At 47.4% G+C, this 19,660-nt stretch carries 17 protein-coding genes; 15 read left to right on the top strand and 2 right to left on the bottom strand.

What is annotated here, in order from left to right:
• Positions 1-48: 48 nt before the first annotated feature.
• The 14 genes from IM462_RS01855 to IM462_RS01790 all read left to right on the top strand — a co-directional run bounded on the left by IM462_RS01855 (position 49) and on the right by IM462_RS01790 (position 17,215).
• Positions 49-1,026: an SDR family oxidoreductase gene (locus tag IM462_RS01855; RefSeq protein WP_287700336.1), complete on the top strand. Its 978-nt coding sequence runs from the start codon at positions 49-51 to the stop codon at positions 1,024-1,026.
• Between the two features lie 23 nt (positions 1,027-1,049).
• Complete coding sequence (locus IM462_RS01850; RefSeq protein ID WP_008201585.1) at positions 1,050-1,967, top strand: NAD(+) kinase; 918 nt, start codon at positions 1,050-1,052, stop codon at positions 1,965-1,967.
• Positions 1,968-2,108: 141 nt separating this feature from the next.
• Entirely contained in the window at positions 2,109-2,897 is a 789-nt protein-coding gene (locus IM462_RS01845; protein WP_287700335.1) for an ion transporter, read from the top strand.
• 309 nt (positions 2,898-3,206) lie between these two features.
• Complete coding sequence (locus IM462_RS01840) at positions 3,207-3,569, top strand: ATP synthase subunit I (protein WP_002739749.1); 363 nt, start codon at positions 3,207-3,209, stop codon at positions 3,567-3,569.
• 58 nt (positions 3,570-3,627) lie between these two features.
• A complete protein-coding gene (gene atpB, locus IM462_RS01835; protein WP_002739857.1) occupies positions 3,628-4,377 on the top strand; it encodes a F0F1 ATP synthase subunit A in 750 nt (249 codons plus the stop codon).
• 230 nt (positions 4,378-4,607) lie between these two features.
• Entirely contained in the window at positions 4,608-4,853 is a 246-nt protein-coding gene (gene atpE / locus IM462_RS01830; RefSeq protein ID WP_002740068.1) for an ATP synthase F0 subunit C, read from the top strand.
• Between the two features lie 230 nt (positions 4,854-5,083).
• A complete protein-coding gene (locus tag IM462_RS01825) occupies positions 5,084-5,515 on the top strand; it encodes a F0F1 ATP synthase subunit B' (RefSeq protein WP_002769600.1) in 432 nt (143 codons plus the stop codon).
• Between the two features lie 126 nt (positions 5,516-5,641).
• A complete protein-coding gene (locus IM462_RS01820) occupies positions 5,642-6,184 on the top strand; it encodes a F0F1 ATP synthase subunit B (protein WP_002784832.1) in 543 nt (180 codons plus the stop codon).
• Positions 6,185-6,733, top strand: coding sequence for an ATP synthase F1 subunit delta (gene atpH / locus IM462_RS01815; RefSeq protein ID WP_002763366.1), 549 nt, complete (start codon positions 6,185-6,187; stop codon positions 6,731-6,733).
• A gap of 68 nt (positions 6,734-6,801) precedes the next feature.
• Positions 6,802-8,310, top strand: a complete 1,509-nt coding sequence (gene atpA, locus IM462_RS01810) for a F0F1 ATP synthase subunit alpha (protein WP_002795849.1) — start codon at positions 6,802-6,804, stop codon at positions 8,308-8,310.
• Between the two features lie 195 nt (positions 8,311-8,505).
• A complete protein-coding gene (locus IM462_RS01805) occupies positions 8,506-9,453 on the top strand; it encodes a F0F1 ATP synthase subunit gamma (RefSeq protein ID WP_002763363.1) in 948 nt (315 codons plus the stop codon).
• Between the two features lie 455 nt (positions 9,454-9,908).
• Positions 9,909-15,038 (top strand): Calx-beta domain-containing protein, encoded by a 5,130-nt coding sequence (locus IM462_RS01800; RefSeq protein ID WP_287700333.1) that lies wholly within the window; start codon positions 9,909-9,911, stop codon positions 15,036-15,038.
• A 950-nt stretch (positions 15,039-15,988) separates the two neighbouring features.
• Positions 15,989-16,627, top strand: coding sequence for a MotA/TolQ/ExbB proton channel family protein (locus tag IM462_RS01795; protein ID WP_287700467.1), 639 nt, complete (start codon positions 15,989-15,991; stop codon positions 16,625-16,627).
• Positions 16,628-16,645: 18 nt separating this feature from the next.
• Positions 16,646-17,215, top strand: coding sequence for an ExbD/TolR family protein (locus IM462_RS01790; protein WP_287700330.1), 570 nt, complete (start codon positions 16,646-16,648; stop codon positions 17,213-17,215).
• Here IM462_RS01790 and IM462_RS01785 read toward each other — a convergent pair whose 3' ends face one another.
• Entirely contained in the window at positions 17,216-17,566 is a 351-nt protein-coding gene (locus IM462_RS01785) for a hypothetical protein (protein ID WP_287700329.1), read from the bottom strand.
• Between the two features lie 428 nt (positions 17,567-17,994).
• Between IM462_RS01785 and IM462_RS01780 the strand changes: the two genes are divergently transcribed.
• Positions 17,995-19,188 (top strand): NAD(P)/FAD-dependent oxidoreductase, encoded by a 1,194-nt coding sequence (locus tag IM462_RS01780; protein ID WP_287700328.1) that lies wholly within the window; start codon positions 17,995-17,997, stop codon positions 19,186-19,188.
• On the opposite strand, the gene IM462_RS01775 is transcribed toward IM462_RS01780, so the two are convergent.
• Positions 19,168-19,587: a GAF domain-containing protein gene (locus tag IM462_RS01775; protein ID WP_287700327.1), complete on the bottom strand. Its 420-nt coding sequence runs from the start codon at positions 19,585-19,587 to the stop codon at positions 19,168-19,170. The genes IM462_RS01780 and IM462_RS01775 overlap by 21 nt on opposite strands.
• Between the last annotated feature and the right edge of the window lie 73 nt (positions 19,588-19,660).

Raw genomic sequence — 19,660 nt, 5'->3', positions numbered from 1 at the left:
TAGTATCTTAGAGAAGTGTTAACAAATGTAACAAAAAATTAATTATAGATGAAAGTATTAGTTGTCGGTGCGACGGGAACCCTAGGGCGACAGATCGTGCGTCATGCCATCGATCAGGGACATCAAGTGCGTTGTTTGGTACGCAGTCAGAGAAAAGGGGCTTTTTTGAAGGAATGGGGCGCGGAATTAGTCGGGGGAACCCTGCGGGATAAAAGCACCATTATTACCGCTTTAGAGGGAATGGACGCGGTGATCGATGCCGCTACTGCCCGGGCGACGGACTCGGCCAGCATTAAACAGGTGGATTGGGATGGTAAAGTTAATCTGATTCAAGCGGCCAAAACTGCGGGAGTTGATCGCTTTATTTTCTTCTCGATTCTCAATGCCGAAAAATATCCCAACGTGCCTTTAATGGAGATAAAACGCTGTACCGAGAAATTTCTAGCAGAATCGGGTTTAAAATATACAATTCTGCGTCCCTGTGGCTTTATGCAGGGTTTAATCGGTCAATACGCCATCCCGATGTTAGATAATCAAACGGTCTGGATCACGGGGGAAAGTACGGCGATCGCCTACATGGACACCCAAGATATCGCTAAATTCGCCGTTCGCGCCCTAGAAGTCCCCGAAACCGTCGGTCAATCCTATCCCGTGGTGGGCAGCAAAGCTTGGAAAGCTGAAGAAATTATCGAAGTTTGCGAACGCTTATCGGGTAAAGAGGGGAAAATTTGGCGTTTACCCATGGGATTACTGCGTTTTATGCGGGGAATAAGCCGTTGTTTCCAATGGACCTATAATATATCCGACCGACTAGCTTTTGCGGAAGTTCTCGCTAGTGGTCAAGCTCTTGATGCTCCAATGAAAGAAGTTTATCAAGTATTTGGCCTTGATCCGAGTCAAACAACTACTTTAGAATCCTATTTACAAGAATACTTTAGCCGCATTCTCAAGAAGCTCAAGGAAATCGACTTCGAGAAACAAAAAGCTCAGAAGAAGAAGAAAACTCCTTTCAAAAAGAAAGCGTGATTCAGCAGTAGGAAAATTTGTCAATGCCCAAAATCGGCATTATTTACAACGATATTAAGCCTATCGCTTGTAAAACAGCCCATCAGATACAAGATCAGCTACTTTCCCTAGGTTGGCAGGTGTTTATGGCTACCGGCAGCGGTGGCCTGCTAGGCCATTCTAAACCCTCTCGTCCGGTTTGTTTTACCCCGATCGATCAGTTAGTCCCCCCCCACTTCGAGCAAGATTTAAGTTTTGCGATCGTGTTGGGGGGCGATGGTACAGTCCTATCGGCGGCCCGGCAGTTGGCCACCCTCAATTTGCCCCTGTTAACGGTCAATACGGGACACATGGGCTTTTTGACCGAAATTTACCTAAATCAGCTTGAACCTGCCTTAGAACTGGTTTTAGAGGGGAAATACACCATCGAAAATCGCTCGATGATCACGGTGCGACTATTTCGCGAAGATACCCTCCTCTGGGAGGCACTTTCTCTCAATGAGGTGGTCGTCCACCGGGAACCCCTCACCAGTATGTGTCATTTTGAGATTCAAATTGGTGAACACGCACCCGTCGATATCGCTGCCGATGGGGTGATTCTCTCCACTCCCACCGGTTCTACTGCCTATGCTCTCAGCGCCGGCGGCCCGGTAATAACTCCCGATGTGCCGGTATTACAATTAGCTCCCATTTGTCCCCATTCTTTAGCTTCCAGATCCTTGGTATTTTCTGACAAGGAAACGGTGAATATTTTCCCAGCAACTGCTAACAGGATGGTGATGGTGGTGGACGGTAATGGCGGTTCTTATATCTTGCCAGAAGATCGAATTAATGTGCAGAAATCGCCCCACCAAGCTCATTTTATTCGTCTGCAATCGACGGAATTCTTCCGCATCCTCCGGGAAAAATTGGGTTGGGGTTTGCCTCATATTGCTAAACCAACTTCGGTGGAATTACCTTAATCAGTTATCAGTTATCAGTTATCAGTTATCAGTTATCAGTTATTAGTTATTAGTTATCAGATATAATTTTTCAGTTCACTGATTACTGGTTACTGTTTACTGAAAAATCTCCTGACTCCTAAATGGCTGATAGCTGAATTTATGCTCTCTTTTCGTGCCAAGATAGCTTTTTATTTAGAGGATGTCACCACGGCGATCGGACTGACGGTAAATCTGCTTATCTTAGCATTAATTTTACTCTCGTTGGGGATTTATGTGGCTCAAACCTATCCCTTATCCGCCACTTGGCAAATGTGGTTACGTCAGCTTGATGGGGGAATTTTAAGCTTATTTTCCCTAGAGTATTTAATTCGGTTTTGGTGTGCGGAATCAAAACTAGGCTTTGTTTTTAATATTTTTTCCATCCTAGATTTATTATCAATCCTGCCTCTATTTTTTGGTTTTTTTGATATTAGGTTTTTTAGAATTTTTCGCTGGTTTAGAATTTTGCGAGTGATTCGTTTTTTTGGTTCCGATCTTTCTATTTTTCAAATTAAAACTTCCGATCAGATAGTATTTATTCGCATATTACTAACTCTATTTTCGATTATTTTTGTTTATGCTGGTTTAATTTATCAGATCGAACACCCAATTAATCCCCAAGTTTATCGGACATTTTTTGATGCTTTTTACTTTGCTGTCGTGACTATGACTACCGTGGGATTTGGGGATGTGACTCCCCTTTCTGATGGGGGCAAAATGGTGACAGTTTTAATGATTTTAACGGGAGTTTTGTTAATTCCCTTGCAAATTAGCACTCTGACTAAACAAATATTAAAATCTGGCACTCAAATTGATTATCCTTGTCCAGATTGTGGTTTACCCCGTCACGATATAGATGCCAATTTTTGTAAAAACTGTGGCGCAAAACTCTTAAAAAGACCTGATTGAGACTAATTCTGGCGAAATGGGGAAATGGGGAAATGGGGAAGTGGGGATAATCAAAAAAAGTAATCTCCTGTCTCCTGACTCCTAACGACCGACGACCGACGACCGACGACCGACGGAATCATGACAATTTACAATTGCTTAATAATTGTTGCCACTGCCGTGATAATATGTCTTGTGGCTCACCTGAGCGTCATAGCTCGGAAAGCAATCCAGATATTGAGATTAGTCTATCGCTGATTTAGGTGTACCTTGTCTGACCCATCGATCGCATCTCCCCCAACCCCAGAAACCAACCCGCCGTCAGATCCGATGCGGGAATACTATCAACTACAAAACACCTTATTGATCACCACCCTGATCTTAAGCGGTCTGATCTTTATACCCGTGTGGCTGTTTTATTCCCTCAATACCGCCCTTAATTACCTATTAGGGGCAATGGTGGGAGTTGTTTACCTAAAACTCCTGGCCGGGGAAGTGGAAAAATTGGGGGTAACGAAAAATCGCGTGGGCAAAAAAGGATTAGCCCTATTCGCTGGATTAATCATCATCGCCAGTCGTTGGCAAGAACTGCACATAGTGCCAGTTTTTTTGGGGTTTTTGACCTATAAAGGGGCGATCATCGTCTATACCCTGCAAACCATCTTCAAGCTGGAGCAGAAAGCCGATTCCTAAACCCTTTGACCGTTAAAAATAACCCTGATTTGCGAACCCGAATCTCTCTAAGGTAGAAATGTTAGACAGTTTAAGTGTGCTTAATTTTTATAGCCTCGCTTCCCTGGAAGTGGGACAACACTGGTACTGGCACATCGGCGGACTAAAAATTCACGGGCAAGTGATCGCGGTCTCCTGGATCGTCTTCGCTATCTTAATCATCGCCTCGATCGCCGCTACCCGCAAAATCCAGAAAGTCCCTAGCGGTATTCAAAACCTCATGGAGTACGTTCTCGAATTTCTGCGCGATTTAGCCAAAAACCAGCTAGGAGAAAAGGAATATCGACCCTGGTTGCCCTTCATCGGCACCCTATTTTTATTTATTTTCGTTTCTAACTGGTTAGGGGCCTTGATTCCTTGGAAGTTAATCGAACTGCCCGAAGGGGAATTAGCCGCCCCCACTAACGACATCAATACCACGGTGGCGTTAGCCCTACTGACTTCCCTCGCTTACTTCTACGCGGGCATCAGTAAAAAAGGACTCGGTTACTTCGCTCACTACCTAGAGCCGATTCCCGTGCTATTACCGATCAAAATTTTAGAAGACTTTACCAAACCCCTCTCCCTCAGCTTCCGTCTTTTCGGAAACATCCTCGCAGACGAGTTGGTAGTAGCCGTATTAGTCTTCCTCGTCCCCCTAGTCGTACCCCTACCCCTGATGGCTCTCGGTTTATTTACCAGCGCTATTCAGGCCCTTGTCTTCGCCACCCTTGCCGGGGCCTATATCCATGAGGCCCTGGAATCGGAACACGAAGAAGAACACGCTTAAAAGCGAGGGACGAAAACAGAAAAATTTCTTAGGGAAAAGTGTCCAAATAATAGGATAATAACTAAGAAATTATTGGTCGAATTCAGGATGAGCAACTGAATTCCAGGATCGTTCTTTCCCAAAAACTCTTTCGGGAGTTTTGAGCAGAAAACCAGCCATTTTTTGAGGCTGAGAACGCGCTCTGTAAACAACAGATTGAAATTGATTAGTAAATAGAGGAAAAAATCACCATGAACCCCACAGTAGCTGCCGCTTCCGTTATCGCCGCCGCCCTCGCCGTTGGTTTAGCCGCTATCGGCCCCGGTGTTGGTCAAGGTACCGCTTCTGGAGAAGCTGTTTCCGGTATCGCCCGTCAACCCGAAGCTGAAGGAAGAATTCGTGGTACCCTTCTCCTCAGCTTGGCATTCATGGAATCCTTAACCATCTACGGTTTGGTTATCGCTCTCGTTTTACTGTTCGCTAACCCCTTCGCCTAATTAAAAAAGCAGTGGGCTATCAGCCCCCAGTCCCCAGCTTGGCAGCAGAGTTTTAAAAACTCTCAAAAAACGCCAAAGCAGCTAACTAAAAAGTCTGGTTTTTGGGACGGAAGGCTGATAGCTAATTAAGGGAATTTTAGTGATTCCCCCTGACTGTTTATTGTTAAAGCAGGGGGATCATCTTCCTTTTTTGAACCTGTCTATAGCTTCTATTTATCAGGAATAAATCAATGTTTGATTTCGATGCCACCCTGCCAGTGATGGCACTACAGTTTATTCTTTTGGCAGTGATCCTGAACGCCGTTTTTTATAAACCCCTCAGTAAAGTTTTAGATGAACGGGCGGAGTATATTCGGCAAACCGAAGGCGGAGCCAAAGAACAACTAGCCAAAACCGAAGCACTGGTACAAGAGTACGAATTGCAATTAAGTTCGGCTCGTAAACAATCCCAAGAGATTATCGCCCAAGCGCAAGCCGAGGCCCAAAAACTAGCCAGCGAACGAGTTGCCGCAGCCCAAAAAGAAGCGATCGCCCGTAAGGAAGCCGTCGCCGCCGAAATTGCCCAACAGAAAGAAGAAGCCTTTCGTTCTCTAGAAGGACAAGTGGCCTCTCTTTCCCGTCAAATTCTCGAAAAACTCCTCGGCCCCGAACTCGTTCGCTAAACCCCAGCCCTTGGTTAATAAAAGTGATCAGTAAAAAGATAGAAGTCAGTCGTCAGAAGTTAGAAGACTGATAACTTACCTCTGATAACTGATAACTGAATAACCTACTCCCCGCCCTCAATAATCATGATCATCGACACAGTTTTATTATTAGCCACGGAGGCGAAGGAAGCGGCAGCAGAAGGATTCGGCATCAACACCGATATCCTAGGAACTAACCTATTTAACCTCTCGATTCTGCTCGGTTTAGTCATATTCTACGGCCGCAAAGTTCTCGGACAAATCCTCGGAGAACGTCAGTCGAAGATTGCTGAAGCTTTAGCCGAAGCTGAAAACCGGAAAAATATTGCCGCTACCGCCCTCGCCGAAGAACAGAAAAAACTCGCCCTGGCAAAACAAGAGGCGGAAAAAATTATCGATAACTCTCGATCTAGAGCTAAAGCTGTCACCGCCGACATCGCCGCCCAAGCCGAACTCGATATTCAAAGAATGCGCGAAAGTGCCGCTAAAGATCTCTCGGCGGAACAGGATCGCGTTTTAGTAGAATTACGCCAAAGAATTACCGCTTTAGCCTTAGCTAATGTGGAATCGCAATTAAGCGCCGGCCTGGAAGAATCGGTACAACAAACCCTAATTGATCGCAGTTTGGCCAACCTAGGAGGTAAATAGATGCAGGGAAGTTTAATCAGTTCAGAAATCGCCGAACCCTACGCCCAAGCATTACTTTCCGTCGCCCAAAGCAGCGGACAATTAGAAGCGATTGGCGGCGAAATTAAATCCCTCTTAGAATTGTTGGAAAATGCTCCCGATCTAAGAGCTTTTATTGGCAATCCCGTCATCAAAGAAGAAGCTAAAAAAGCCGTTCTTTCCCAAGTAATGGGGAGCAGTGCCAATCCCTATTTAACTAACTTCATGATGTTATTGGTCGATAAACGTCGGATTCAATTTTTAGAACCCGTTTGTCAACAATATCTCACCCTGGCTAGAGTGCTGACTAACACCGTTTTAGCGGAAGTTTCCTCGGCCACCGAATTGAACGATAGCCAAAAACAAATCGTCATCGACAAAGTGAAAACCCTGACTGGGGCAAATGTGGTCGAACTGAAAACCAAAGTTGATGGCAGCCTCATCGGTGGTGTGGTGATCAAAGTCGGTTCTCAGGTCTTTGATGCCAGCATTCGCGGTCAACTACAACGCCTCAGCCTCTCCCTGCGCTAAGGTCATCTAATCTCTCTTTTTTGCCGTTTTTTCACCTTCTAATTTTTTACTTTTTCCCAGATTAAACTATGGTAGCTATCAGACCCGACGAAATTAGCACGATTATTCGTCAACAGATCGAATCCTATAACCAAGAAGTACAGGTCTCCAACGTGGGAACCGTCCTGCAAGTGGGTGACGGTACTGCCCGCATCTACGGCCTACAACAAGCCATGTCGGGAGAACTATTAGAATTTGAAGATGGAACCGTCGGCATCGCCCTTAACCTCGAAGAAGATAACGTCGGTGCAGTGTTAATGGGTGACGGTTTCGGGATTAAAGAAGGCGGTACGGTGAAAGCTACCGGTAAAATCGCTCAGGTTCCCGTGGGTGAAGCCTTAGTCGGCCGCGTGGTTGATGCTCTCGGTCGTCCCATCGACGGTAAAGGGGACATCCTCGCCAGCGAAACCCGTCTGGTGGAATCCCCTGCCCCCGGTATTGTCGCTCGCAAATCCGTCTGTGAACCGATGCAAACCGGCATTACCGCTATCGATGCCATGATTCCCGTCGGTCGTGGTCAACGGGAGTTAATTATCGGTGACAGAAAAACTGGTAAAACAGCGATCGCCATTGACACGATCATTAACCAGAAAAGCGAAGACGTGATCTGTGTCTATGTCGCCATCGGTCAAAAAGCCTCCACCGTCGCCCAAGTAATCGACACCCTCACCCAAAGAGGCGCCATGGATTACACCGTAGTGGTGGCCGCTAACGCTAACGACCCCGCCACCCTCCAGTATATCGCCCCCTATACCGGAGCTTCGATCGCCGAATACTTCATGTATAAAGGCAAAGCGACCCTAGTTATCTACGATGACCTCACCAAACAGGCTCAAGCTTATCGTCAGCTATCCCTGCTCATGCGTCGTCCTCCCGGTCGGGAAGCTTACCCCGGTGACGTTTTCTATCTCCACTCCCGTTTACTAGAGCGCGCCGCTAAACTCAGCGATGCCCTCGGTGGTGGTAGCATGACCGCCCTGCCGATTATCGAAACCCAAGCCGGTGACGTTTCTGCCTACATTCCCACCAACGTAATTTCGATCACTGACGGTCAGATATTCCTCTCCACCGACCTCTTTAACGCTGGTTTCCGTCCCGCTATTAACGCTGGTATTTCCGTATCCCGGGTGGGTTCGGCGGCCCAAACGAAAGCGATGAAGAAAGTTGCCGGTAAATTAAAACTCGAATTAGCCCAGTTTGACGAATTAGAAGCTTTTGCTCAATTCGCTTCTGACCTTGATGCGGCAACCCAAGCACAACTGGCTCGCGGTCAACGTCTGCGTCAAATCCTCAAACAACCCCAAAACTTCCCCCTCTCCGTTTGGGAACAGGTGGCGGTGGTTTATGCCGGTTTAAACGGTTATCTCGACGATATCGCCACCGATAAAGTTATCGATTTCTGCGCCGGTTTACGCGAATACCTGAAAACCAGCAAACCTCGCTACGTTGAGATCGTCAGCACTGAAAAACAACTCAACGACGAAGCGGAAGGCCTGCTCAAAGATGGCATCAATGAGTACAAACAGGCTTTCAAGTAAACTTCTGTGAGCTTTAAGCTGTCAGCCTTTTCAGTTATCAGTGATCAGTAAACAGTGATCAGTAAACAGTGAAAAGATGGCCAGAAACTGCTATTTAGTACTGCTCACTTAACACATACTGCTCACTTAAAACTCCAATCTGATAACTGATAACTGATGACTGATAACTGATAACTGATAACTGATAACTGAATTATGCCTAATCTCAAAGCGATTCGCGACCAAATTCAATCGGTCAAAAATACCAAAAAAATTACCGAGGCCATGCGTCTGGTGGCGGCAGCAAAAGTGCGTCGCGCCCAAGAACAAGTTCTCTGTACCCGTCCTTTTGCCGATGCCCTCGCTCAGGTACTTTATAATCTGCAAGGTCGTTTAGCCTTTAGTGATGTTAATTTACCCCTACTGGCCCAACGGGAAGTAAAAACCGTGGCTCTGTTAGTAGTCACAGGCGATCGAGGTCTTTGTGGCGGTTATAATACTAACGTCATCCGTCGTGCCGAACAACGGATGAATGAATTAAAAGAGCAAGGGATTAAGTATCAATTAGTGGTTGCTGGCCGGAAAGCGGCACAGTATTTCGAGCGCCGCAATGCTCCCATTGCCGCTAAATTTATTAACCTCGAACAGATTCCCACTGCTGACGAAGCTGGCACTATTGGGGATGAATTGCTTTCCTTGTTTTTATCGGAAACAGTCGATCGAGTCGAGTTAATTTATACTCGTTTTATCTCCCTGATCAGTGCCACTCCGGTGATTCAAACCCTGTTACCTTTAACTACCCAAGGTTTAGCGGTACAGGATGACGAGATTTTCCGTTTGGTGACTAAAGAGGGAAAATTTAAGGTACAACGGGAAAAAATGGCCAGCCAACCGGCGCAGGTTTTTCCCCAAGACATGATTTTTGAGCAGAATCCCGTTCAAATTCTCGATTCTCTCCTACCTTTGTACTTAAATAACCAATTACTGCGCGCCCTCCAGGAATCGGCAGCGAGTGAATTAGCAGCCCGGATGACGGCGATGAGTAACGCCAGCGAGAACGCCAGCGAGTTAATCGGGACTTTGAGCCGGACTTACAACAAAGCGCGTCAAGCCGCTATTACGCAAGAATTGTTAGAAGTAGTAGCGGGGGCGAACGCGCTCTAGATTTAAGCCTGTTTTTCTTTTGATTATCAGTGGGAGTGATTATTTTCACTCCTTTTTTTTCGTTTAGATAGCGGTAAACTATTAGCCTTAGTTACCAGAAGGCGGCTCCCCTATCATATTTGTAAGATATTGTCAAGGAATTTTTGTTAATGTTAAAGGTCACATTTTTTCAGACATTTGTAGCAATAATTTACAAAAAAATTAGATGATCTATATTGATCGTCACTTAGAATTTTAAGAGTGGCTTGTCTGGAGTAAAACTACCAGCATTTTCTTCCCTAACCCATTCAAAAATTTCGATCGAGTTGTTACTTCTTAATTGTTTTTTTGGGATCGGTCGGATCTACGGCTCTCCCACAATTATGAAATTATGTAACAAGTTTTCTGGCCACTGCATAAAAATCAAGCCTCCTCCGAAACAAGTAATAGAGGCCAAACAAAAAGGAGTTTTTACCATGACTAGCGCAGCTAATTCTGGCAATATCTTGATGGGATTGGGACTAGAAGCCATTCTTGCTAAATTTGCCAATTCAGAAACCTATTATCAAAACTTAACAGCAATTTTCGGCAATCAGTACGACACCAGCAAAGCGGAAACCCTACGCATTCAATGGCAAGAGGGAGATTTTAGCAACTTACCAGCGATCTTAGTCCTCCCAGCTGATCGCTTAGCAGGCGCGCGCGGAGCTTACTCGATCACCACCGATACTATTTATATCGCTGATCGCCAGACGAGTTTCGAGGGATTGGTGAACCTTCTTCTCGAAGAAATCGGTCACGCGATTGATCGCTCTTTGAACCCGATCGATACAAAAGGAGACGAGGGCGCGATTTTTGCCGCTTTCGTACTCGGACAGGAGCTATCGCCCGAAATTCTGAACCGATGGCGGGAAGAAGACGATCGCGCGACGATCGTGGTGGACGGACGAGGGCTAGTGGTCGAAAAGCAGGATATCGTCGGTACGAACAATGACGATAATCTACAGGGAACCGCGAGCGCAGATATCATTGAGGGATTAGCCGGAAACGACACAATTTTCGGCGGGGGGGGTGACGACACCCTGTACGGAGACAACGGATTCGACTTCTTCTTTACCGAGGCGGGGAACGACATCATCGACGGTGGGGGGGGAACCGATACCTTCATCGGCAATTATCGGAACGCGATCAGCAACGTCATCATGACCTACAGTATCGCGACCGGGAGCGGGACGATCCAAGTGGGGGGAGAAAGAGATGCCTTTACCTCGATCGAGAGTTTTAGCGGTTTTCTGGGTTCCGCATTTGACGATTATCTATTCGGCGGAACCGCCAACGATAACAATATCGACGGGGGCGCAGGCAACGATAAGGTTTTCACCAACGGCGGCGATGACTCGGTGTACGGTAAGAACGGGAACGATTACCTCGACGGGGGAAGCGACAACGACGAACTCTACGGCAACGAGGGAAACGATTCCCTCTACGGAGGCGATGGAAACGATTTTCTCATCGGCGGTAACGGGAACGATCTCGTTGACGGCGGCGCAGGGGGCGATATTCTCTACCAAGACGCGGGAAACGATTATCTCTACGGCGGTAACGGGAACGATACCTACCGCGCCGACTATAACGCCTCCGCAGCGCGGGTAGTGATGACCTACTCGATCACGTCGAGTAACGGGACGATCACCGTCGGGAGCGAACGGGACTTTTTCTACTCGATCGAGAAATTCGATAACTTCATCGGTAGTTCCTTCAACGATGTCCTCTTCGGAGGGTCGGGCAACGACTTCAATATTCAAGGTGGTGCGGGCAACGATACCATCTCCGGCAATCAGGGCAACGATACCCTCTCCGGCGATAGTGGCGATGATATCCTCAACGGCGGTTCCGATAACGATTATCTCCTCGGTGGGATCGGGAACGATGTCGTGAACGGCGATGGCGGCGATGATATCCTCGTCGGCGGTAGCGGCAATGACATCCTAAACGGGGGTTTAGGAACCGATCTCTACGACACTACTTACAATAGTCTGCCGACGGCGATAACGATGGACTACGGCGGTACTGGGGGAAATCCGCGGATTATCGTCGGGAATCAAACAGATTTATTAATCTCTGTAGAACGCCTCCTTCTCATCGGCACGGAATTTAACGATTCCCTCCTCGGTGGCGGTGGTAACGACCCCAACGTAAGCGGGGGAAAAGGAAACGATACCGTTGTCGGTAACGGCGGCGATGACGTTCTCTACGGGGATGACGATAACGATCTCCTCTACGGGGGCGAGGGAAGAGATACGGTATACGGCGGCGATGGGGTCGATACCCTCTACGGCGACCCTGGCAATAATGTTCTCTACGGTGGCGAGGATAAAGATCTACTCTACGGGGGGAACAATGCTGATAACCTCTACGGCGAGAATCACGACGACACCCTCTACGGCAACGGGGGAAACGATGATCTCTTCGGCGGCAATGGAGCCGATAACCTTGACGGGGGTGACGGGGACGATGATCTTGACAGTGGGGAGGGCAATGATTACCTCTTCGGTGGCGCAGGAAACGATCGATTGTTCTCGTCGAATGGAAACGATACCGTCGATGGCGGTGCGGGAACCGATACCTACTCGATCGATTTTTCCGGTAGCCCAGTTTTCATGACCTACGATACCGTGACAGGTAACGGTATGGTAATTAGTGGCAATAAAGTCGATACGCTGATCTCGATCGAGCGTTGCAATCTATTCGGTACGGAGGATAACGATTTTATTCTCGGCGGTTGGGGATCGGATAGTTTTCTTTTTAGCTTGACCTTCTGGGATGGCGGCCTCCGCGGCAACGGCGGCGATGATACCATCGACGGTAATAGCGGGAACGATTCGCTTTTCGGGGAGGACGGGAACGATTTTCTGATCGGCGGTTGGGGATGGGATACCCTCGTCGGGGGAGATGATAACGATCGCCTGATCGGGGTCAACCCCAACGCATCCACCCCCGGACGGAACGAACAGGACGATCTCTACGGGGGAGCGGGGGCGGATCTGTTCATCCTCGGTGACGCGAACTGGAGCGGCTACGATGACGGTAGTACCAGTAGTTCGGGCAGTGGAGATTACGCCGATATCGAAGATGCTAATTTCTCCGAGGGCGATCGGATTCAACTACGCGGTTCGCGAGCGGACTATCTCGTCCAGAAGGCCCCTTTCAGCAATGACGTGGAAATTTACCTGATTAAACCTTTGGGGGAACCCGATGAACTGATCGCTCGGGTCAGAGGCTATATCAGTCTAGGCGACGAGGTTTTTGTCTTCGTTCCTGCCGGTCCCGTAACCACGATCACCGTGGCTGTTAGCGATGGCAGTGCGGGGGAACCGGCCAACGCGGGCGTTTTTACCCTCACCCGAAGCGGGAATATAGGGAACGCGCTGACCGTGAACTATCTCCTTGCTGGGTCGGCTACCAACGGGGTAGATTACAGTAATCTCACCAGAAGAGTTACTTTCGCGGCGGGAAGTAGTACCGCCACCGTCACGATTAACCCGCTCGAGGATACGGCAATCGAGGGGAACGAAGTCGTGCTTTTACAGATCGTCGAGGGAACTGGCTACACCCTCGGAGCCACGAGCGGCGCGGTTATCACCCTCACCGATAACGATGTTTACACAGCGATCGAACCTGCGAGTCTCGGCAGTAATATCACCCTCGTCCGCGATTCGGCCAATCGTCTCTACGCGGGATCAAGCGAAGAAACCCTACCGCTTTATAGCCTAGAGGATACACCGCTCCGGATCGGTCAATATCCCGATTGGCAAGCACTCGCAGTCGAGCGGATCGACGGACTCAACCAGATTTTATGGAAAAATACCCGCAATAACTATCTTCAGGTTTGGTACACCGATACGAATTGGCGCTGGCTCGGCGGGGATAGTACAAACGGATTAAATACCCTAGATGCGTACAATCTAGAGAAAAAATTCCAGTTCGATGCCAACGGGGACGGCCGGATCGGTATGACCTTCAGCAACCTTGAAGCGGCGGGATCGGTCGCGATCGTCCGGGATACCCTGAACCGACTCTACGCCCGAACGAGCTTAGGAGATACGGCGATCGGGGCGATTAACGGTACACCCCTGACGGAAACCTCGAATCCTGGACGACAGATTCTCGGCGCGGAAACGCTAAACGGGATCAATCAGATCGTCTGGCGAAACAGGACGACGAACGCGCTCGAACTTTGGACGATGGACGGGGACTGGCAGTTTGCGGGAAATGACGCTCCGATCGCCCCCACCTCCCCGACGGCATTACAATTAGAGCGGGATTTCGAGATGGATCTCAACGGCGACACCGTGATCGGTCGTTTACCGAACCTATCGGATATTACCCTAACCCTCACCCCAGCTACTGTCACCGAGAACGGTACACCGAACCTCGTTTATACCTTCACCCGTCGCGGCCCGCTCACCAATCCCCTCGCGGTGAACTTCAGTGTCTCGGGAACCGCAACCTTGACCACCGACTATACCCAAACTGGGGCGCTCACTTTTACCGCGACTGGGGGAACGGTACGCTTTAACGCGGGCGCAAGTACGGCGATCATCACCATCGATCCCGTCGGCGACGCGCTCATCGAACCCAATGAAACCGTCTCTCTCGCGATCACGCCAGGAGTCGATTATACCCGCGGGACGACGGAAGCCATCACGGGAACGATCGCCAACGACGATCTACCGACCCTGACGATCGATAACCTGATCTTCCTGGAGGGATTGGAAGCGAACGCATTGATCCCCGTCCGTCTTAACGGCCCTTTCGGTGAACCGATCCGCGTCAACTACACCACCGCCAACGGCACGGCGATCGCGGTCGCAGATTACACCGCGTCCTCAGGAATTTTGACGATTCCGGCCAATACAACCACCGCTTTTATTCGCATCCCGATCGCTAACGATACCCTCAACGAAGCGGACGAAACCTTTACCGTTACCCTGTCCAACCCAGTCAACGCCACGATCGCCCGTGCGATGGCGACGATCACCATCACCGATACTCTCGAAAGCGATGTCAGCACCGTCCTCACAAATGGGTTAGAAAACCTACAACTGACTGGCACGAATCCGATTAACGGCACTGGTAACGCAGGTAATAATCGCATCACAGGTAATAGTGGCAATAATATCCTCAATGGTGGTTTAGGGAATGACACTCTCGCGGGTAATGCGGGTAACGATACCCTCACCGGTGCAGCGGGAGTGGACAGATTTGAATTCCGGTCTATCCGTGCTTTTGTTGCCAGCGATTTTGGGGTAAATACGATCAGCGATTTCGTAGTTAATCAAGATAAAATTGTCTTGAGTAAAACTACTTTTGCCGCTTTAACCAGTGGGGTTGGTAACGGTTTTAGTCAAGCTAGTAATTTCGCCGTCGTTGCGAATAATAGTTTAGTTGCCGCTAGTAATGCTTTCATTGTTTATAGTCGTGGCACTGGTCATCTATTCTATAACCAAAATGGTGGCGCAGCGGGTTTGGGAACCGGTGCTAATTTTGCAGTTTTCACTGGTAATCCTAGCCTAACAGCCAACGATTTCCTCTTAGTCGCTTAATCGAAAACAGTAGTCAGTTATCAGTTTTTGTCAAATTTACAGTTTTAGGAAGGCAGGATCGATCACCAGTTTAATAGTTGAATATTCCTAGCATTATCGGGGAAAATCTTAGCCAAGTTTTTCGGCAGCGAAAGCCCAAAATTAACCGCAACATGGACTTGCGTTAAAATAATCTACCAAGTCTTAAGGCGGACTAGATTAAGCCCAAAAGAGTATAGACTCAAGTACATATACTCTAATACACTTAGTCCCAATATATACCGTTTCCTAAGCTAGTGAGGTACACCTATTTTTCTTCCCTTTTGCCTCTTGCCTTTTGCCTAAAACCCATAACTTTTGTACCTCAGCAGACTGAAAAACGCTATAGTTTAAGCGAAGTGCTGTTGAGGGAATTTTCCTTGATTAACCCGAAAATAGAAGCCCTACAAGTTTTTCAAGCCCTAGAGACGAGGATTTTCATAGTCATTGGCTAATCGATATCTAGAGACCTAAGATTTGGACTTCTCCGGCAAGAATTAGGTTCAAATAGAGTCGGGCCAATCATTAGACCTCTTGTAAAAATCAAAAATTGTCGAGGTTGATTAGGAGTCAGTGGCCAGTAGTCGTTCGTCCGGAGAACTAAGAACGAATAATAATCGATTAAATGGTCTATTTACATACTTTATGCCACTTAATCCTTATTTTTGACGTTTTTGAACCACTAAAAATTGATTATGCCAGAGGTTTACTGAAATCGTTAATATTAATTTTACTCTTGCCTTTTTAGATCTTCTGGCCCCTTGAAAAGCCCCATCTCATCCTGTATTCTGAGTCAGCGTAAGAACCATAAATGTCAAATCTCAATTGATCGACTTAAATCTTAAACTATAATCATCACCCGATCGCCCGGTATTGGAGGGACAAAACAACTCGTGAGTATAACTGATTTAATCCAAAAAGGCGGAGTGGCTATGTGGCCGCTGCTTTTTCTGTCTATTTTAGCTCTTAGCACTATTATCGAACGAATTTGGTTTTGGAGTCGCACCCTCCTCAGTGAAGGCCAGATTTTAAACCGGATTATGGAATCGGCCACCCGTAACTGGGATCTAGCCACGAAAGTCGCCAGAGATTCCCGCAATCACCCCATCGGGAGTTATCTTTATGCTCCCCTGCGCTTAGAAAATCCAGATCCAGAGGTTTTTCACTTTGCCCTCGAATCGGCTGCCGATGAACAGTTATCCTTAATGAAACGGGGCGATAAAATCCTTGAAGCAGTCATCGCCCTTTCCCCCCTGCTAGGATTATTAGGGACGGTACTCGGTTTAATTACCTCTTTGGCCAATATTCAACTGAGTGACCTGGGAACTTCCTCCACAGCCGGAGTAACTTTAGGTATTAGTGAAGCTTTAATTTCCACCGCTACCGGCTTAATTGTCGCTATCTTTAGCCTCGCTTTCTATCGCATTTTTCAGGGACTCTGGTTCAATCAAGCTAGAATTTTTCGCAAGGCTGGCAGTGATTTAGAAATTATCTACCGTCAACGTTGGCTAGATGGGGAAGACCAACAATACGCCCTCAGTGCTAACCTAGAAAAACCTCTCGAACGCTAAATCTCTCCCTTATCAGCCATGGCCGAAACTAAATCTCTTAACCACAAAAAGCCAAAAAGTAGCCATATTACGGCTCGTCCGCTCAAATTATGGCATGAGCAACACCGCATTCAAGAGGATGTGCAGGTTAATATTATTCCCCTGATCGATGTAATTTTCTGTATTCTCACCTTCTTTATTCTCGGTGCAGTGGGATTATCTCGCCAACAGGCTATCAGTCTTGATTTACCGAAAGCTAGTACCGCTACCACCCCGATGCGGGAAATGTTGGTGGTTAGTCTCGATGATTTCGGACAACTCTACGTCGAAAAACAGATGGTGACTCGCCTCCAGTTATTCGAGGCAATCAAGAATTATCATCAATATAGTCCCAATGGACTGATGGTACTGAATGCCTCCAGAAATGCCAGTTATAACGAAGTGGTTGGGGTTTTAGACCTACTGCGACAGGTAGGCGGCGATCGCGTGGCTTTAGCGACTCTATCGGGGGAGGCTAACAATCCCACAATAGAAAATAGCAATCCTTTGCCCAATTTGCCGACTAATCCCACCTCACCCGGTTTAACCAATCCTCTGGGCAGAAATTAACTAGGAATGGATGCGATAGCTGAGTAATTGTTCTTCGAGAGCTGCAATGCGATTGTAAGCCGCCGTCAATTGTGCCGTCAATCGGCGAATTTGGATTTCATCGGCAAAAGAATTTTCTCCATTGACAGCCGGGGCCTGTTTGCCACCGTGATCTCGGAGAATATCTTTATGATCGTAGAGGCTATTATCGGATAACTCGGAAAAACCGACCATTTCCAGTGATTCTCGCGGGGAACGACTCGATTTATCCCCAGCTAGGATAGCAATTTGCTGGCTGAGGCTTTCGACAATATCCTGTAGATGATCGACTTTCCGATCAAGACTGATAATCTGTTGTTGTAGTCCATTCATACAATTACCTAGAGATTAAGGGGGCTTCCCCTCTATGCTAGGCTCTAGAGGAGATGGACTATAACAATTTATGATTGATTTAACGATCCCTTTACTGCCCTTAACTAATCTTAATATATTGCCAGAGTCAACCAGCTGCCCCCGATAGCACTTCTATTAGAAATTAAGGTAAGCTGTTGAGCGGTAAGCCTCGATTTTAAGGAACTAAATTATGTTTAAAAATTGGTCTTTCGATGATTGGATGAATCATATCCTTTTTCTGGCTACAATTGTGGCTTTGCTGACGATTTGGCTGGGCAGATAATTAAACTATGATTGCCAATCTAATTTTAGGGATGTCAAGATAACTGGAGTCATTGCACCGAGAATCCCCGTCCATTTTAGGGCAGGGAGTGTCAAAATAAGAAACAAAACCCTCAGCGATCGATATGACTGACTCAAGCCCAAAAATTTGTATTCTCGGTGGTGGTTTTGGTGGACTCTATACTGCTTTACGTTTGAGTCAATTGCCTTGGACCGATCAACACCCTCCCAAAATTACCTTAATTGATAAAAACGATCGCTTTTTATTTTCTCCCCTTCTCTACGAATTAGTCACCTCAGAACTGCAATCCTGGGAAATTGCCCCCCCTTTCAGCGAATTGCTCGCTAATACCCCCGTTGACTTCCAACAGGGAACCGTCACGGCGATAGATGTTAATAATCATAAAATAACCCTTGACAATCAAAACGATATATGCTATGACCGCCTCGTGATCGCCCTCGGTGGTCAATCCTCCCTTGAATTCCTACCCGGGGCCAAAACCCACGCTATCCCTTTTCGTAGTCTAGAGGATGCCTATCGTCTTCGGGATCGACTTAAAACCCTAGAACAATCCGATCGCGATAAAATTCGGGTCGCCATTATCGGGGGCGGTTATAGCGGCGTAGAATTAGCCTGTAAGCTGGCCGATCGCCTCGGAGAAAGGGGAAGAATTCGTCTGATCGAAAGAAATAGCGATATACTTGGCCCTTCAACCCAATTTAACCGCGACACCGCCAAAAAAGCCCTAGAAAAACGTCTAGTTTGGTTAGACCTCGAAACCACCGTCGCCGACATCCAAGCGGATCGCCTCTCCCTTGACTACAAAGGACAGATCGACAATATCCCCGTTGATCTAATTCTCTGGACCGTTAGCCCGATCGCCTCCCCACTGCTCGCTAATTTGCCCATAGCACATAATGAGCGCAAATTACTAAAAGTTAATCAATATTTACAAACTGTCGAAAACCCCAGCATCTACGCGATCGGCGATGCGGCCGATAGTCGCGACCAAGAGGATAAACCATACGCTGCCACGGCCCAAGTAGCCCTTCAACAGTCCGACTACTGCGCTTGGAATATTTGGGCGAGTTTCCACGATAAACCAGCTTTACCCTTCCGTTATCAACCTTTAGGCGAAATGTTGACCCTCGGAGTCGATGAAGCTACGATTAGCGGTTTAGGACTAGAATTAGCCGGTCCCCTTGCCCATCTTACCCGTCGCTTAGTCTATCTCTACCGTCTGCCTACCCTTAACCATCAAATCGCCGTAGCATTCAACTGGATTACCCAACCGCTTCTATCCCTCATCTCTGAGTAGCGAGTTCAGATATTCCTCCACTAATAAACTATCTCGATCGGTCAATTCCTGACCATCGAGACGATTTAAAAGCATTACTGCACCAAATAACCGATTATTAACCCTAATTGGCACAGCTAAAGCCGTTTTTATCCCCAAAGCCACCGCTATATCCTGACGAATGCGATTATCTCCGAGGGTTTGTCCTACCACCACCGGACAACTCCCCTGGTAAACCACCGTACACAATCCCGACGTGGCAATATCACCCCTTTTGCCCACAATTGCCTGGGTATTTTTACCCGCACCCGCACGATAATCAATACTATCACCGTCAAATTCGGCAATGATAACCGTTTCTGTTGGAATTAAACCTAAAATTTCTTCAGCAATGCGATCGAGATTAGTTAATTTTTCCATAATGGGTTAGGGGTTGAGGAAATGGGGTGTTATACTCAAAAAAAAGAGCAATTCATTAACTTTAGTCTATAGT

This window comes from Microcystis sp. M144S2, assembly GCF_020246065.1.
GTDB classification, from domain to species: domain Bacteria; phylum Cyanobacteriota; class Cyanobacteriia; order Cyanobacteriales; family Microcystaceae; genus Microcystis; species Microcystis ichthyoblabe_A.
Note: the sequence above shows the minus strand (reverse complement) of the source record. Positions and strands in the feature narration are given on the sequence as shown.

Coding starts and splice junctions, on each gene's coding strand:
- IM462_RS01820 (WP_002784832.1), top strand. CDS start 5,642: ATGATCATCGACACAGTTTTATTATTAGCCACGGAGGCGAAGGAAGCG.
- IM462_RS01785 (WP_287700329.1), bottom strand. CDS start 17,566: ATGAATGGACTACAACAACAGATTATCAGTCTTGATCGGAAAGTCGAT.
- IM462_RS01825 (WP_002769600.1), top strand. CDS start 5,084: ATGTTTGATTTCGATGCCACCCTGCCAGTGATGGCACTACAGTTTATT.
- IM462_RS01775 (WP_287700327.1), bottom strand. CDS start 19,587: ATGGAAAAATTAACTAATCTCGATCGCATTGCTGAAGAAATTTTAGGT.
- atpA (WP_002795849.1), top strand. CDS start 6,802: ATGGTAGCTATCAGACCCGACGAAATTAGCACGATTATTCGTCAACAG.
- IM462_RS01840 (WP_002739749.1), top strand. CDS start 3,207: ATGCGGGAATACTATCAACTACAAAACACCTTATTGATCACCACCCTG.
- atpB (WP_002739857.1), top strand. CDS start 3,628: ATGTTAGACAGTTTAAGTGTGCTTAATTTTTATAGCCTCGCTTCCCTG.
- IM462_RS01850 (WP_008201585.1), top strand. CDS start 1,050: ATGCCCAAAATCGGCATTATTTACAACGATATTAAGCCTATCGCTTGT.
- IM462_RS01845 (WP_287700335.1), top strand. CDS start 2,109: ATGCTCTCTTTTCGTGCCAAGATAGCTTTTTATTTAGAGGATGTCACC.
- IM462_RS01795 (WP_287700467.1), top strand. CDS start 15,989: ATGTGGCCGCTGCTTTTTCTGTCTATTTTAGCTCTTAGCACTATTATC.
- IM462_RS01780 (WP_287700328.1), top strand. CDS start 17,995: ATGACTGACTCAAGCCCAAAAATTTGTATTCTCGGTGGTGGTTTTGGT.
- IM462_RS01805 (WP_002763363.1), top strand. CDS start 8,506: ATGCCTAATCTCAAAGCGATTCGCGACCAAATTCAATCGGTCAAAAAT.
- IM462_RS01800 (WP_287700333.1), top strand. CDS start 9,909: ATGACTAGCGCAGCTAATTCTGGCAATATCTTGATGGGATTGGGACTA.
- atpH (WP_002763366.1), top strand. CDS start 6,185: ATGCAGGGAAGTTTAATCAGTTCAGAAATCGCCGAACCCTACGCCCAA.
- atpE (WP_002740068.1), top strand. CDS start 4,608: ATGAACCCCACAGTAGCTGCCGCTTCCGTTATCGCCGCCGCCCTCGCC.
- IM462_RS01790 (WP_287700330.1), top strand. CDS start 16,646: ATGGCCGAAACTAAATCTCTTAACCACAAAAAGCCAAAAAGTAGCCAT.
- IM462_RS01855 (WP_287700336.1), top strand. CDS start 49: ATGAAAGTATTAGTTGTCGGTGCGACGGGAACCCTAGGGCGACAGATC.